The sequence below is a fragment of the Nocardiopsis camelliae genome (assembly GCF_028993595.1).
Taxonomy (GTDB): Bacteria; Actinomycetota; Actinomycetes; order Streptosporangiales; family Streptosporangiaceae; genus Nocardiopsis; species Nocardiopsis dassonvillei.
This window is the reverse complement of sequence record NZ_CP118614.1, coordinates 4324636-4340229: the sequence shown is the minus strand read 5'-3', so window position 1 is coordinate 4340229 and position 15594 is coordinate 4324636. Positions and strand designations below refer to the sequence as shown.

Sequence of the window (15594 nt, the reverse complement as noted above, 5' to 3'; positions counted from 1 at the left end):
CGGGCGGGGTCTTTTCGCTGTCGGCGGTGCCGTGACGCGGCCGGGGTGCGTGTCGCGGGGCCCGTCACGGTCCTCGGGTCACTCGGCGAAGAGTTCGTCGATGTGGGTGATGGTGATGGTCCGGTCGAGCCAGGTGTCGAGTACTTCGTGGTCACGGCACTCGCTGATGCGTTCGCGTGCTTCTTCGGGTACATCAATGCCGCGTCGGGTGAGAATCCGGAGGATGTCCTCGGCCCGTCCTTCGGCCCGTCCTTCGGCCTTGAGGCTCTCGGTCCAGGGGCTGCTGTACTCGTACGTGTCCGTCATCATGAGTTCCTCCAGGGCGGCCTGGCCTTCGGTCTTCGCCAGCAGGTTCAACGTGAATCCAATGTACTTCGTAGCCTTTTCCCGGTCGATCGCATCGAGGCCGGTGTGCAGGGCTTTGAGCACGTCCATGTCCTGACCGCCGTGCGCGGCGGCGGACAGCACGCCCAGGGACGGGTGCCGCTCCACCTCCCCGGGATCGGTGATGACCGGGATCCCGGACGGCCCCACCGCCAGGGGACGCAGGACGAAACCGGGATGGCCGAGGTGGATCGGCTCGGCGTACCAGTCCGCCACGGACTGCTTCGGGCAGATGGTCAGCAGGACGACCGGGCACTCGTGCCGTGAGCGCAGCGAGGCCACGTACTCGGGCCAGGTGAAGCGCTTGCGCTCCTTCTCGTCGCGCTGGACCTCCACGACGATGCCCATCAGTTTGTCGAAGGGGTCCTTCGGGCCGGGGCCGCGCAGCATGATCGCGACGTCCGATCGGCGTTCGACGGGATCGACGTGGCCGAGGTCGCACGAGGTGACCTCGCTGCGGTCGTAGTCGGGTACGTCCACGCCGAGGCCGCGCAGGAAGCCGACGGCCGTGTCCGGTGCGTCGGCGAACAACTCGGAGTAGATCTGGTGTTCAGCGGATATTGCCACGAGGCAGACGTTACACAGGGTTACCAGCAAGTATGTACGAGTAGTCGTTATGTGGTGACTTTTCGTGTTCGCCCACTTCGGGCAGGGGAAGACGCGGTACCGAGACGACCCCGCGGGGAGGGCCGGACATGTCCGAGAAGCAGAGCAGACCGCTGGTCCTGCACGTGGGGCACGACGAACTCGTCGTCCGGCGCCGCTACGAGACCGCGAGCATCGTCAACGACATCCTCATCGCCCTGTGGTTCATCGCCGGAAGCATCATGTTCTTCTCCGAGGCCTGGACCACCGCGGGCACCTGGTGCTTCCTCGTCGGCAGCGTCGAGCTGCTGATCCGCCCGGTGATCCGGCTGGGCAGGCAGCTGCACATCCGGCGCGTGCGCGCCTCCAGCCCCAGCTCGACCGGGGAGGAGTCCTCCCAGGACTTCTGACCGGTCGAGCTGGACGGGCGGGGCCTCCCGGACACGCGACGGCGGGCCCGGCATCCGCTGCCGGGCCCGCCGCGGGGTTTCGCGAAGGCTAGAACGCCTTCGGGTCTCCCTCGTGGAACCGCTTGCCGTTCACGGCCTCCGACACCCCGACCTTGTCCAGGTAGGGGGTGATGCCGCCGGTGTGGAACGGCCAGCCCGCGCCGGTGATCAGGCACAGGTCGATGTCGGCGGCCTCGGCCACGACGCCCTCGTCCAGCATGATCCGGATCTCCCGGGCCAGCGCGCGCAGCGCCCGGTCCAGGATCTCGCTCTCCTCGGACGGCTTGTCGCCGCCCATGAGCAGCGCGCGGACCTCGGGGTCGATGCTGAAGTCGGGGGCGTAGATCGCCGTCTTGCCCGCCTTGACGATCTCGGCCAGCTCGGCGGAGACCGCGAAGCGCTCGGGGAAGGCCTCGTGCAGGGTCTCGGACACGTGCAGCGCGACCGCCGGGCCCACCAGCTGGAGCAGCAGCAGCGGCGACATCGGCAGGCCCAGGGGCGCCACCGCGCGGTCGGCCGTCTCGGGCTCGGTGCCCTCGCCGACGGCGCCCAGGACCTCGCCCATGAACAGGGTGAGCAGGCGGTTGACCACGAACGCCGGGGCGTCCTTGCACAGCACCGCGGTCTTCTTCAGCTTCTTGGCGGTGGCGAAGGCCGTGGCCAGGGAGGCCTCGTCGGTCGCCTCGCCGCGGACGATCTCCAGCAGCGGCAGGACCGCGACCGGGTTGAAGAAGTGGAAGCCCACGACCCGCTCGGGGTGGCGGAGCTTGGAGGCCATCTCGGTGATCGACAGCGAGGAGGTGTTGGTGGCCAGGATCGCCTCGGGGGAGACCACTGCCTCCACCTCGGCGAACACCTGCTGCTTGACCTCCATCTTCTCGAACACGGCCTCGATGACGAAGTCGGCGTCGGAGAAGGCGTCCTTGGTCAGCGAACCGCTCACCAGGGCCTTGAGGTGGTTGGCCTTGTCGTTGTTGACCCGGCCCTTGCTCAGGAGCTTGTCCACCTCGCCGTGCACGTAGGCCACGCCCTTGTCCAGGCGCTCCTGGTCCAGGTCGGTCATGACGACCGGAACGTCCAGGCGGCGGGCGAACAGCAGCGCCAGCTGCCCGGCCATCAGACCGGCGCCGACGACGCCGACCTTGGTGACCTTGCGGGCCAGCGACTTGTCCGGGGCTCCCGCGGGGCGCTTGGCGCGCTTCTGCACCAGGTCGAACGCGTACAGGCCCGCCCTGAGCTCGTCGCTCATGATCAGGTCGGCCAGCGCGTCGTCCTCGGCCGCGAAGCCCTCGTCGCGCGTGCGGGTCTTCGCCTGTGCGACCAGCTCGACCGCGCGGGCCGGGGCCGGGGCGGCGCCGTGCAGCTTGCCCTCGACGGTGAACCGGGCCATGTTGACCGCGTTGTCCCAGGCCTCGCCCCTGTCGACCTCGGGGCGCTCGACCACGACGTCGCCCTTGAGGACCCCGGCGGCCCAGCGCAGCGACTCCTCGACGAAGTCGGCGGGCTCGAACATCGCGTCGGCGATGCCCATCTCGAAGGCCTGCGCGCCCTTGAGCACCTTGTTCTGGGCGAGCGGGTTGTCGATGATGACCTTGAGGGCCTTCTCGGCGCCGATCAGGTTCGGCAGCAGGTAGGTGCCGCCCCAGCCGGGCACCAGGCCCAGGAAGGTCTCCGGCAGCGACAGCGCCGGGACGCCCGAGGAGATGGTGCGGTAGGTGCAGTGCAGCGCCACCTCGACGCCGCCGCCCATCGCCGCGCCGTTGACCAGCGCGAAGGTGGGCACGTCCAGCTCGCCGAGCTTGCGGAACACGTCGTGGCCCAGCTTGCCGATGGCGTGCGCCTGCTCGCGGTTCTGCAGGGCGGGCACACCGGTCAGGTCCGCGCCCACGGCGAAGATGAACGGCTTGCCGGTGACGGCCACGGCGACGATGTCGGTGCGCGCCCCGGCCGCCTCGATCGCCGCGTCCAGGCTGAGCAGCCCGCCGGGGCCGAAGGTGTTGGGCTTGGTGTGGTCGTGTCCGTTGTCCAGCGTGATCAGGACCGCGGTGCCCGCGCCGTAGGGGAGTTCGATGTCGCGGGAGAGGGCGTTGGTGACGACCTCGTCGCTGAACAGCTCCCGTGCCTGGTCGATGACGGTGCTCACTTGCCCCCCTCGTAGTTGGTGTTCTCCCACAGGACGGTCCCGCCCATGCCCATGCCGACGCACATGGTGGTCAGGCCATAGCGGACGTCGGGGCGCTCGGCGAACTGGCGCGCGAGCTGCATCATCAGGCGCACACCCGAGGAGGCCAGCGGGTGGCCGAGGGCGATCGCGCCGCCCCAGGGGTTGACGCGGGCGTCGTCGTCGGCGAGGCCGAAGTGCTCCAGGAAGGCCAGCACCTGCACGGCGAAGGCCTCGTTGATCTCGATCAGGCCGACGTCGTCCATCGAGATGCCCTGGCGGGCGAACAGCTTCTCGGTGGCCGGGACCGGGCCCACGCCCATGACCTCGGGCTCCACGCCGGCGAAGGAGAAGTCCACCAGGCGCATCCTGGCGCCCAGCCCCAGCTCCTCGGCCACGTCCTCGGCGGCCAGGATCGCGCCGGTGGCGCCGTCGTTGAGACCGGCGGCGTTGCCGGGCGTCACGTTGCCGTGCGCGCGGAACGGGGTCTTGAGGGAGGCCAGCGACTCCATCGTGGTACCGGGCCGGGGCGGCTCGTCCTGGGTGGCCAGGCCGTAGCCCTTCTCCAGGGAGCGGACCAGGACCTCGACCAGGTCGGGCTGGATCCGGCCGTCGGCGTAGGCCTTGGCGACCTTCTCCTGGCTGCGCACCGCGTAGGCGTCGGCCCGCTCCTTGGTGATGGAGGGGTAGCGGTCGTGCAGGTTCTCGGCGGTGTTGCCCATGACCAGCGCGGACGGGTCCACGAGCTTCTCGGAGAGGAAGCGCGGGTTGGGGTCCACGCCCTCGCCCATGGGGTGGCGGCCCATGTGCTCGACGCCGCCCGCGATGACCACGTCGTAGGCGCCGAAGGCGATGCCCGCGCCGGAGGTGGTGACGGCCGTGAGCGCACCGGCGCACATGCGGTCGATCGCGTAGCCGGGAACGCTGCGGGGCAGTCCGGCGAGGATCGCGGCGCTGCGCCCGATCGTCAGGCCCTGGTCGCCGATCTGGGTGGTGGCGGCGACGGCGACCTCGTCGACGCGCTCGGGGGGCAGTCCCGGGTTGCGGCGCATCAGTTCGCGGATCACGCGTACGACGAGGTCGTCGGCGCGCGTCTCGGCGTAGAGGCCCTTGCCTGACTTGCCGAACGGGGTGCGGACCCCGTCGACAAACACGACATCGCGGGCAGTTCGCGGCACGATGGCCCCTCCTTCTCCAGGGGTGGATGGACTCGTCGACCACCATGCTACTCGTCAGTAACAACTTCTGCGAGCAGTGGACCCCCCGACTTCGGTCAGGGGCGTAAGTCAGGGGCGATCCCCGACTTTCGGCGGTGGCACGGCGCGCCCGGCGCGCGGTTGGCTGACCGGACGTTCCATCGCCGAACACAGCGAACCACAGCGGACGGCGCGAAGGCGCCGTGCGACGACATCGGGGGCCCACGTGTCAGATCCGGGCGTGCGCGACGCCGGCCGCGCCGCGAACACCGAGACCGCGCCCAAGGCGTCCCCGCGACGCCTGTGGGGGTACGCCCGCCCCCACTGGCGGGTGCTCGTCCTGGGCGGGGCGCTCACCTTCCTTGGCGGCCTCACCAGCCTGTCCCAGCCCCTCCTGGCCAAGTACGTCATCGACGCCCTCGGCGCGGGGGAACCCATCCTCGGGCCGGTCCTGGCCCTGACCGCCGTCATCCTCGCCGGCGCCCTCATCGGCGCCCTGGGCGCCTTCCTGCTGGAGCGCACCGGCCAGAGCGTCGTGCTCGGCGTGCGCCGGGGCCTGGTCGGCCGACTGGTCCGGCTGCGCGTGGCCGAGGTCGACCGCCTCAAGCCCGGCGACCTGGTGGCCCGCCTGACCGCGGACACCACCCTGCTGCGCACGGTCGCCACCAGCGGCATCACCAACCTGTTCACCGGCTCGGTACTGCTGGTGGGCGGCGTCGTGGTCATGGCCGTCCTCGACGGCCTCCTGTTCCTGCTGGCCGCCGCGATGATCGTCATGGTCGGCCTGGTCATGGGCGTGATCCTGCCCCGGATCGGCACCGCCACCCAGGCGGCCCAGGCCGCGCTCGGCGAGATGGGTTCACGTCTGGAGCGGATCTTCGGCGCGTTCCGCACCGTCAAGGCCTCCTCCGCGGAGGAGGCCGAGACCGCCCGCCTGGACGCCGCCGCGGTCGAGTCCTGGCGCAGGGGCGTGGCGGTGGCCGGGTGGACGGCCGTGTCGGGCACCACCGCCTCGCTGGCGGTCAACGTCGCCTTCCTGGCCATCCTCGCCGTCGGCGGGGGACGCGTGGCCGCCGGGGAGCTGCCCGTCTCCTCCCTGATCGCCTTCCTGCTCCTGCTCTTCTACCTCATGGAGCCGATCAGCACCCTGGTCAGCTCGGCCACCGAACTCCAGACCGGCCTGGCGGCCGTGCGGCGCGTGGACGAGGTCGCCGAACTGGCCCAGGAGGACCTCGGGGAGGGCGCCGCTCCCGAGGCGGGCCCCGGCCGCCCCGCCTCGGTCGTCTTCGAGGACGTGGCCTTCCGCTACCACCCCGACCTGGCTCCGGTGCACCACGGCGTGAGCTTCGAGGCCTCCGGGGCCGGTCTGACCGCCCTGGTCGGCCCCTCCGGAGCGGGCAAGACCACGGTGTTCTCCCTGGTGGAGCGGTTCTACGACACCACCTCCGGCCGGGTGCTCCTGGACGGGACCGACGTGCGCGCGTGGCCGCTGGCGGCGCTGCGCGCCCAGATCGGCTACGTGGAGCAGGACGCCCCGGTCCTGGACGGCACCCTGCGCGAGAACCTGCTCATGGCCGCCCCGGAGGCCACCGAGGAGGAGCTGGCCCGGACCGTGCTCCGCGCCCGACTGGGGGACCTGGTGGCCCGCCTGCCCGACGGGCTGGACAGCGCGATCGGCCACCGGGGCGTGACGGTCTCCGGAGGGGAGCGCCAGCGGGTGGCCATCGCCCGCGCCCTGCTGCGCGGCCCCCGGCTGCTGCTCATGGACGAGGCGACCTCCCAACTGGACGCCGCCAACGAGAGGGCCCTCAAGGAGGTCATGCTGGACGCGGCCCGCCACACCAACGTCATCGTCGTGGCGCACCGGCTGTCCACGGTCACCAGCGCCGACCGGATCGTGGTCATGGACGCCGGACGGGTGCGCGCCGTGGGCACCCACGAGGAGCTGGTGGCCGCCGACGACCTCTACCGCGACCTCGCCGCCGGGCAGCTGCTCACCGCCGAGGCCCCCTGAACACGCCGGGGGGCCGGGGTCGCACGACCCCGGCCCCCGCAGCGTTCATGAGGCCTCGCCGGATCAGGCGCTCCGCGCGCCGCCCCTACCGCCACCGCCCGCAGACCGCTTCGCGGGAGTGGGACACCCCGGCGGTCCCCGTCGGCGGGGTGTCCCCGCCGAAGGAAGGCCGCGCCCGCGAGGCCGCGCCCGCTCACAGCAGCGCGTTGGCCTCGCGGTACCGGCCCGCGGCGTTGTAGGCGCCCGCCAGGTCGCGGCGCAGCCGCAGCGTCAGCCGCCGCACCTCCGGGTCGCCGGAGGAGTTCAGCGCCACCCGGTAGGCGTCGCGCAGCACCTCCACCGCCTCGTCGGAGCGTCCCGCCTGCGTGTAGGCGCGGCCCAGGCGGTGGTGCACCGTCAGGGTGTCCAGGTGCCCCTTGCCCAGGCGGCGCCGCCGCCCGGCCAGCACCATCCGCAGCTGCCCGATCGCGTCCTCGTAGCGCCCGGACATGCTCTGCGCCGCGCTCAGCCCCAGCCGCAGCTCCTCACGGCGCTCGGTCGAGGCCACGTCCTCGATGGCCCGCTCGTAGTGCACCACGGCCGCGTCCAGGCGGCCGCTGCGCCGGTAGCAGACCGCCAGGCGCATGCGCGCCTCCACGGTGTCCTCGTCGGCCGAGCCGAACTGGCGCTCGCGCTCGCGCAGCAGCATCTCCCACTGCCCCGCGGCGTCCGCCGGACGGCCGGCGTCCTCGTAGGCCCAGGCCAGGTTCTCGCGGATGATCTCGGTGCGCGGGTGCTCCTCGCCGAAGACCGCCACCGCCTCGGCCAGGGTCAGCTCGAACTGCTGCACCGCGGCCTGACGGCGCCCCATCTGCGCGTACTTGGTCGCCAGGTTGTTGCGCGCGGTGATCGTGTCCGGGTGCTCGGTGCCCAGCCGCTCCACCAGCGAACGCAGCGTCCGCTCCAGGGACGCGGCCCGCATCCCGGCGGTGGGGGCGGGGGCCTGGACCACCCTGGAGGCCGTCCGTGCCGCCTCCTCGCGCGCCCCGGTCAGGGCCAGCGGCTCGGTGGGCGCACCGCTCGCCGGCGCGGGGCCCGGCACGGAGACCCCGGTCGGGCGCTCGGTCGGCCGCTCCCTCGGCTTCTCCACGGGTTGCTCCGCACGCGCGGGCACGGTGGTATCGGCGGACCGGGTCCTGGTCGCGCCCTTGAGTCCGGTCTCGCGCAGCAACGCACGCCAGAACGACAGCACAATCACCACATTCCCCTGATCGCGCACCGCGGCCCCAGGCCTGCGGCGTAACACCCGTTGGACAACCCGTACCCCGAAATCGCCAGGGCACGTTTCTATAACTTAATCGGACACCGGGCTACGGAACAGGCACCAAACGCCCTGAGGGCACGGTGAGTTCGCTCACTCCTGGGTTGATCGTGTCAGAACGGGGTAAAGCGCTACGCCTGATCGGCTGTCCGCAACGCGGTGGCCAGGGGTTCCGCGGTCAGGGTGACCTGCCACTCACGGGCTCCGCGCTCACGCAGGAACGCGCCCACCGCGTCGGGGTCCACCGCCCTCGGCGGCGCCCACGCCAGACGGCGCACCGTGTCCGGCAGCAGCAGGTTCTCGGTCGGCATGACGACGTCCTCGGCGATCCCCGTGACCGTGGCCCGGGCCGCCTCCAGCCGCCGCGCCGCCTCCGGCGCCCGGTCGCCCCACCGGTTCACCGGCGGCGGGCCGTCGCCCGGCGCGTTGGGCCGGGGCAGCTCCGCCTGCGGCATGTCGCGCGCCCGGTTGACCGCCTTGATCCACGTGGTCAGGTAGCGCCGCGCCAGCTTGATGCCGAACTGCCGGATCTTGGCCAGCTCGGTGGTGGTGCGCGGCATGGCGGTGGCCGCCTCCACGATCGCCGCGTCCGGCAGCACCCGGCCGGGCGAGATGTCCCGCTCCTGGGCGATGCGGTCGCGCTCGTACCAGAGCTCGCGCACTGCGGCCAGGGCGCGCTGGTTGCGCACCCGGTGGATGCCCGAGGTGCGCCGCCAGGGATCGGCGCGCGGTTCCTTGGGCGGCGCGGACAGGACCGCGGCGAACTCCTCGCGCGCCCACTCCAGCTTGCCGGTCTCCTCCAGCTCGACCTCCAGGGAGTCCCGCAGGTCGATGAGGATCTCCACGTCCAGCGCCGCGTAGCGCAGCCAGTCCTCCGGCAGCGGGCGCTGGGACCAGTCCACGGCCGAGTGCTCCTTGGCCAGCCGCAGGTGGAGCAGCCGCTCCACCATGAACCCCAGGCCGACCCGCTGGTAGCCCAGCAGCCGCCCGGCCAGTTCGGTGTCGAACAGGCTCCGGGGGCGCAGGTTGACCTCGGTCAGGCAGGGCAGGTCCTGGTGCGCGGCGTGCAGCACCACCTCGGCCCCGCCCACGGCGTCGTTGAGCGTGCTCAGGTCCGGGCAGGCGATGGGGTCGATCAGCGCCGACCCCGCTCCCTCGCGGCGCAGCTGGACCAGGTAGGCGCGCTGCCCGTACCGGTAGCCGGAGGCGCGTTCGGCGTCCACCGCGACGGGGCCGCTCCCGGCGGAGAGCGCGGCGACCACACCGGCCAGCGCGTCGGCGTCGGAGGTGACCTCGGGCAGGCCCTCGCGGGGTTCCCGGAGAAGGGGGGCCCTCTCGGCGTCGTCGTCGTTGCCTGGTTCGCGGGGTTCTGTCTTGGAGTTCAACGCGTTCGCCACACCACTACGGTATGCGCTGTCGCCACCGGACGCGGATTCGGACCGGCCGCGGGCCCCGGGGACACAGGGGCCGGCGGTCAGGGCCGGGAGCGCTTTCCGGTGATGTCGGTGACGTCCAGCGGCGGCAGCCCCGCGGCCGAGGCCAGCAGCGCCGTCCACGCCTGGACGTGCCCGGACAGGTCGTCGGACTCCGGAGTCCAGGAGGCGCGCATCTCCACCTCGGTGGTGGCGCCCTGGTCCGCCTTGGTGCCGAAGCCCTCGGTGGTGGCACGGGTGACCGTGCCGCTCAGCGTGTGGTGCGTGGCGCCGCACGCGTCCAGGGCGTCGGTCAGCCAGCTCCAGGCGACCGGTCCGAGCAGGGGGTCGGTCGCGATCTCCGACTCCAGTTCGGAGTTGGCCTGGCAGACCACCCGGAAGGGCCCCGGCCAGTCGCGGGTGCCCTCGGGGTCGTACAGGACGATGAGTCTGCCCCAGGCGACCTCCTCCCCGTGGACGGTCACCTCGGCCGAGACCGCGGCGGAGTGGGGGGCCAACCGCTGGGGGGCGGGGATCTCCCGGACGGTGATCTCGGGTCGCAGGAGGGGTGAGCGCAGGGCCTCGACCGCTCGCCGGAACGTCTCGTGTGCGTCCTCGGCGCTACCGACATCGGGCATGGTGGGAACGTCAGCCTTCATTCTGGGGTGATCGATCACGTCTGGGCGGGGGCGTGTGGACGTGCTCCGCCTCCCCGCCGGAGGCGGAACGGTGGGCACGTCAAAGACCGTGGCATGAGTCACGGGCCGCGAGTCGGAGTTCGCCCGGCGTGTCGGCGTTTTGTGATGATCTTGGGACCGGCCGGTCGCCGACGGTGCCGGTTCGCGCCCTCCCCGGCCCCCGCCGCCGGTGCGCGCACGGGCGCGTACGGGTTCGGCGATCCGAGTGGGAGCACCGGGCGGGGCATGGCACGATCGAGGGGTGACCCTGCAAGATTCTCCTTTCCTCCGCGCCTGCCGGCGCCTTCCCGTGTCCCACACCCCGGTGTGGTTCATGCGCCAGGCGGGGCGCTCCCTGCCCGAGTACCGACGGGTCCGCGCCGACGTGCCGATGCTTGAGGCCTGCGCGCGCCCCGACATGATCACCGAGATCACGATGCAGCCGGTGCGCCGCTACGACGTCGACGCCGCGATCTTCTTCAGCGACATCGTCGTGCCGCTCAAGGCCATCGGCATCGACCTCGACATCAAGCCCGGGGTCGGCCCCGTGGTCGCCGACCCGATCCGCGACGCGACCGGCGTCAAGCGGCTGCGCGAGCTCGAACCCGGCGACGTGCCCTACATCACCGAGGCCGTGGGCCAGCTGGTCGGCGAGCTGGGCGACAAGCCCCTCATCGGCTTCGCGGGCGCCCCGTTCACCCTGGCCTCGTACCTCATCGAGGGCGGCCCCTCCAAGAACCACGAGCACACCAAGGCGCTCATGTACGGCGAGCCCGAGCTGTGGGACGAGCTGATGCGCCGCCTGGCCACGATCGCCCTGGGCTTCCTGCGCACCCAGATCGAGGCGGGCGCCAGCGCCGTCCAGCTCTTCGACTCCTGGGTGGGCGCCCTGAGCGCGGAGGACTACCGCGCCTCGGTGCTGCCCTACACCTCGTGGATCTTCGGCCAGCTCGCCCAGCACGAGGTGCCGCGCATCCACTTCGGCGTGGGCACCGGCGAACTGCTCAGCCTGCTCAGCGAGGCCGGGGCCGACGTCGTGGGCGTGGACTGGCGCGTGCCGCTGGACAAGGCGGTCCAGCGCGTCCAGCCCGGCACCGCCCTCCAGGGCAACCTCGACCCGGCCACCCTGTTCGCGCCCTGGGAGGTCGTCGCCGAGCGCACCCGCGACATCCTGTCCCGGGGCCGCGCCGCCGACGGCCACGTCTTCAACCTGGGCCACGGCGTGCTGCCCAGCACCGACCCGGACATGCTCCAGCGGCTCACCGAGTTCGTGCACGAGGAGACCGCCGTCTAAGCAGTGTTCTCTTGGGACCTTCGCTTCGCTTCGGCCCGCCCGTCGCCCGCCACCGCTCGCTGGGGAGCTGCGCGGCGGGCGGGCTACCGCCCTCAACGGACGCGAAGCGCAGCACTTTCGCTGTTCGGGTGCCCTTCGGTGCGGGAATCGGGTTGAAGCGAGCACAGCGGTGTCTCCGGTGAGACGGCTCGTGCCCACACCGTCGCCCGCCACCACCCTCAACCGACGCCTACGGCGCAGTCCTCCTCGCGGTCTCACCTGCGACACCTCCAGAACCCCGTGGGCACCCGAACCGGCCCCTCCAGAGGCTGAGGCCGATTCGAAGACGGACCCTGTCCCCGCCCGGCCCCGACGCGCGGGGCCGGGCTCCGTCGGCGCGGGTTCACTCCCCGGCCCCGGGCGGCCTCCCGCCGGACTCGGAGGACGCGCCGGGGTCCTGCCCCCTCGCGCTGTCGTCGGCGGCGTCGCCGGAGGCCGGGCGGCCGGGCGCGGCGCCCACCGGAGCGGCGCCCTCCGCGGAGCCGGTCCCGGGCCCGCCCGCGGAGGAGGTGCCCTTCGCGTCCTTCGCGCCCTTGGCGGACGCGCGCCGACGCGAGCGGTACCACCACAGCGGCCACGCGCCCAGCACGGCGGCCACCGCCAGGAACGGCAGCAGCCAGCCCGCGACCACGGCCACGCCCCGGCCGAAGGTCACCAGGGCGCGCCAGCCGCGCTCCAGACCGCCGAGGAACCCGATGGAGTCCTCCGAGGGCTCCTCCAGGTAGGTCTCCGGGGGCAGCAGGGTCAGGTTCACCGTCGAGTACGCCGTCTGGTTGCGCAGTGCCTCCAGCCGCGCCTGGAAGGCCTCCAGCTCCGCCTGGCGGTTCTGGATCTCGCCCTCCACCCGCAGCAGCTCGTCGACGTTCTCGGCCTCCTCCAGGTAGCCGCGCAGCGTCTCCAGGGCGGTCTCGGAGGACTCGATGCGGCTCTCGACGTCGGCCACCTCCTCGGTGACGTCCTGCACCGACCGCTCCAGGTTGGAGCGGTCGCCCAACCGCGACAGCTCCTCCAGGGCGCCCTCGTAGTCCTCACCCGGGATGCGTAGCGTCAGCGACCCCTCGGGGGAGCCGCCCTGGGGGGTGGACACCCGCTCCGAGGCGACGTAGCCGCCCGCGTCGAGGGTCAGCTCCTTGGCGAGCCCTACCGCCTCGGACACGTCCTCGACCCGTACCGCCAGGTCGGCGGTGTGGACCAGCTCCCGGTCGCCGATCTCCACCTCGGAGCCGACGGACGAGCCGCCGCCCTCCTCGGCGGCCCCCTGCTGGCCCGCCCCCTCCTCGGGCAGGGCCCGGTCACCGGACTCGGGGGCCACGGCCGCGGACTCGTTGACGGCCCCGGCGCCGCCGTCGGACATGGGGGAGGCGCAGGACGTGGCCAACAGGGCCGCCAGGCCCACGGAGAGCGCGGTCCCGGCGACACGCCGGGCCGGGGGGAGGGCTGAGGTAACCATGCCCGCTTCGACGTACTCCGCCGCGCGCCCGTTGCGGCCCCGCGGTAACGACCGCGCAACGGCGGCGTGCGGCGGCGGGGCCGCCCCGGAACCCGGAGCGCCGCGCGCGGACCCGCCGCGGCGCGACGCGAATCACGGGGTGTCGCGGGGGAAGGCGGATCACGGTGACCCAGGTCATCTGGGAAGCTGGGGGTATGCCTGAAGCACCGCACGTCGTCGTGGTCGGGGGCGGGGTCTCCGGACTAACCGCCGCGCACCGCCTCCGTGGTCTGGGCGCCGCCGTCACCGTGGTGGAGGCCTCCGACGCCCCCGGGGGCAAGCTGCGCGCCTCACCGGTGGCGGGGGTGTCCGTGGACGCGGGCGCCGAGGCGGTGCTCGCCCGCCGACCCGAGGCGCTGGACCTGTTCTCCGAGCTGGGCCTGGACGAGCGGGTGGTGCACCCCGGGCCCGGCGCCGCCGCCGTCTACAGCCGCGGACGGGTGCGCCCCCTGCCCAAGGGGCAGCTCATGGGCGTGCCCGGCGACCTGCGCGCGCTCGCCCGCAGCGGGGTGCTCTCCCGGGCCGGGACCCTGCGCGCCGGACTCGACCTCGTGCTCCCGCGCACACCGGTGCGCGGCGACGTGTCCGTCGCCGACTACGTCGGGGCCCGCATGGGCCCGGAGGTCGTCGACCGCCTCGTCGAGCCCCTCCTGGGCGGCGTGTACGCGGGCCGCGCCGACCGGCTCTCCCTGGAGTCCACGCTGCCGCAGATCGCGCCCATGGCCCGCCGCGACCGCTCCCTGATGCACGCCGTGCGCACCAGCCTGCGCGGCCGGGGGGCGGCGCCCACCAAGACCGGGCCGGTGTTCGCCTCCCTGCGCGGCGGCGTGGCCGGACTCGTCGGCGCGCTCGCCGAGCGCCACGCCGACAGCCTGCGCGTGGGCTCGCGGGTGCGCGCCCTGGAGCGCCTGCCCGAGGGCTGGCGGGTGCGCCTGGACAGCAACGAACGCATCGCCTGCGACGGCGTCCTGCTCGCCTGCCCCGCCCCCGAGGCGGCCCGCCTGCTCGCCGAGCACGCCCCCGGCGCCTCCCGCGACCTCGGCGGCGTCGAGTACGCCACCATGGCCCTGGTGACCATGGCCCTGCCAGCGTCCGCCTTCCCCGAGCCGCTCACCGGCACGGGCTTCCTCGTCCCGGCGGGGGAGGGGCTGACCGTCAAGGCCGCCACCTTCTCCAGCAACAAGTGGCCCTGGATCGCCGAGGAGCTGGCCGCGGCCAACCCCGGCGACGACCTGGTGGTGCTGCGCTGCTCCATCGGGCGCTTCGGCGAGGAGCGGGTCCTGGAGCGCTCCGACGAGGAGCTGGCCGCGGCCGCCGTGCGCGACCTGGCCACGGTCACCGGCATGACCGGGGCGCCGGTGCAGACCCGGGTCACCCGGTGGATCGACGGCCTGCCCCAGTACGCCGTCGGCCACGCCTCCCTCGTCGAGCGCGTGCGCGCCGACGTCGCCCGCAACCCCGGCCTGGGGGTGTGCGGCGCGGTCTACGGCGGCGTGGGCATCCCCGCCTGCGTCGCCGACGCCCGCCGACAGGCCGACCTCCTGGCGGGCGCCCTCACGACCAACAGTCCCACCAGCGGCGACGAGGCCGCCGGAACGAACCAGCAAGGAGTCAACCCGTGACGGGCCAGCACAACGAAGCCGTCGAGCAGGACGGCAGCGACCTCAACTCCCTCATCCGCTACACCATGTGGTCGGTCTTCAAGGTCGAGGCCCTGGACGGGATCGACCGCGCCGCCGCGGCCGACGAACTGGCCGCGCTCCTGGACAAGGCCGCCGAGCAGGGTGTGACCACCCGCGGCAGCTACGACGTCCAGGGCTTCCGCGCCGACGCCGACATCATGTTCTGGTGGGTGGCCGACTCCCCCGAGCAGGTCCAGGGCATCTACACGGCCTTCCGCCGCACGCGGATCGGCCGGGTGAGCACCCCGGTGTGGTCGGTCGTGGGCCTGCACCGCCCCGCCGAGTTCAACCGCGGCCACGTGCCCGCCTTCCTGGCGGGGGAGGAGCCGCGCGAGCACCTGTGCGTGTACCCGTTCGTGCGCTCCTACGAGTGGTACCTGCTGCCCGACGACGAGCGCCGCGCGATGCTCGCCGAGCACGGCCGTATGGCCGCCCCCTACCCGGACGTGCGCGCCAACACGGTGTCCTCGTTCGGGCTCAACGACTACGAGTGGCTGCTCGCCTTCGAGGCCGACGACCTGCACCGCATCGTGGACCTGATGCGCCACCTGCGCGGCGCCAAGGCCCGCCTGCACACCCGCGAGGAGGTGCCGTTCTACACCGGCCGCCGCAAGAGTGTCGCCGAGCTGGTCGAGTCCCTGCCGTAGTCCTTCGGGCCTCCGCTCCGGTCCGTGTCCGGGCGCCCGGAGAACGGGAATGGGGTTGTAGCAGGCACGGTGGTGTCTCCGGCGGGTTCGCCCGTGCCCACCCGTCGCCCGCCACCACCCTCAACGGACGCCTACGGCGCAGTTCTCCCACGGGAACCCGCCTCCGGCCCCTCCAGAACCCCGTGGGCGCCCGGACCGACCCGCACAGGCTGAGGTCCGCCCAGAACAGTCGCTGGCGGGGCACGGCCACGGCGCGAACGGGGGC

At 73.0% G+C, this 15594-nt stretch carries 12 protein-coding genes; 5 read left to right on the top strand and 7 right to left on the bottom strand.

Features of this window, described 5'->3' with window-relative positions:
* Positions 1-78 precede the first annotated feature (78 nt).
* Positions 79-951 carry a hypothetical protein gene (locus tag PV789_RS18925; RefSeq protein WP_274973885.1) on the bottom strand — a complete coding sequence of 291 codons (873 nt, stop codon included), beginning with the start codon at positions 949-951 and terminating at the stop codon, positions 79-81.
* A gap of 128 nt (positions 952-1079) precedes the next feature.
* Here PV789_RS18925 and PV789_RS18920 point away from each other — a divergent pair, with 128 nt between their 5' ends.
* Positions 1080-1379 (top strand): YrhK family protein, encoded by a 300-nt coding sequence (locus PV789_RS18920; RefSeq protein ID WP_274973884.1) that lies wholly within the window; start codon positions 1080-1082, stop codon positions 1377-1379.
* Between the two features lie 88 nt (positions 1380-1467).
* Here PV789_RS18920 and PV789_RS18915 read toward each other — a convergent pair whose 3' ends face one another.
* The gene (locus tag PV789_RS18915; protein ID WP_274973883.1) at positions 1468-3561 is read right to left on the bottom strand and encodes a 3-hydroxyacyl-CoA dehydrogenase NAD-binding domain-containing protein; all 2094 of its coding nucleotides are present in this window, start codon (positions 3559-3561) and stop codon (positions 1468-1470) included.
* The gene (locus PV789_RS18910; protein ID WP_274973882.1) at positions 3558-4757 is read right to left on the bottom strand and encodes a thiolase family protein; all 1200 of its coding nucleotides are present in this window, start codon (positions 4755-4757) and stop codon (positions 3558-3560) included. Before PV789_RS18910 ends, PV789_RS18915 begins: the two co-directional genes overlap by 4 nt.
* A gap of 259 nt (positions 4758-5016) precedes the next feature.
* Between PV789_RS18910 and PV789_RS18905 the strand changes: the two genes are divergently transcribed.
* The gene (locus PV789_RS18905) at positions 5017-6789 is read left to right on the top strand and encodes an ABC transporter ATP-binding protein (RefSeq protein WP_274973881.1); all 1773 of its coding nucleotides are present in this window, start codon (positions 5017-5019) and stop codon (positions 6787-6789) included.
* Between the two features lie 193 nt (positions 6790-6982).
* Here PV789_RS18905 and PV789_RS18900 read toward each other — a convergent pair whose 3' ends face one another.
* The 3 genes from PV789_RS18900 to PV789_RS18890 form a co-directional block, all read right to left on the bottom strand.
* Positions 6983-8020, bottom strand: a complete 1038-nt coding sequence (locus PV789_RS18900; protein WP_274978178.1) for a tetratricopeptide repeat protein — start codon at positions 8018-8020, stop codon at positions 6983-6985.
* Positions 8021-8220: 200 nt separating this feature from the next.
* Positions 8221-9474: a ribonuclease D gene (locus PV789_RS18895; protein WP_274978177.1), complete on the bottom strand. Its 1254-nt coding sequence runs from the start codon at positions 9472-9474 to the stop codon at positions 8221-8223.
* Positions 9475-9563: 89 nt separating this feature from the next.
* Positions 9564-10139, bottom strand: coding sequence for a DUF3000 domain-containing protein (locus PV789_RS18890; protein ID WP_047868339.1), 576 nt, complete (start codon positions 10137-10139; stop codon positions 9564-9566).
* A gap of 307 nt (positions 10140-10446) precedes the next feature.
* On the opposite strand from PV789_RS18890, the gene hemE reads away from it, so the two are divergent.
* On the top strand, positions 10447-11472 hold the full coding sequence (gene hemE, locus PV789_RS18885; protein ID WP_268742687.1) for a uroporphyrinogen decarboxylase: 1026 nt from the start codon (positions 10447-10449) through the stop codon (positions 11470-11472).
* Between the two features lie 382 nt (positions 11473-11854).
* On the opposite strand, the gene PV789_RS18880 is transcribed toward hemE, so the two are convergent.
* A complete protein-coding gene (locus tag PV789_RS18880) occupies positions 11855-12961 on the bottom strand; it encodes a DUF4349 domain-containing protein (RefSeq protein ID WP_274973880.1) in 1107 nt (368 codons plus the stop codon).
* A 194-nt stretch (positions 12962-13155) separates the two neighbouring features.
* Between PV789_RS18880 and hemG the strand changes: the two genes are divergently transcribed.
* The gene (gene hemG / locus PV789_RS18875; protein ID WP_274973879.1) at positions 13156-14622 is read left to right on the top strand and encodes a protoporphyrinogen oxidase; all 1467 of its coding nucleotides are present in this window, start codon (positions 13156-13158) and stop codon (positions 14620-14622) included.
* Complete coding sequence (gene hemQ, locus PV789_RS18870) at positions 14619-15329, top strand: hydrogen peroxide-dependent heme synthase (protein WP_274973878.1); 711 nt, start codon at positions 14619-14621, stop codon at positions 15327-15329. Before hemG ends, hemQ begins: the two co-directional genes overlap by 4 nt.
* The last annotated feature ends 265 nt before the right edge of the window (positions 15330-15594 follow it).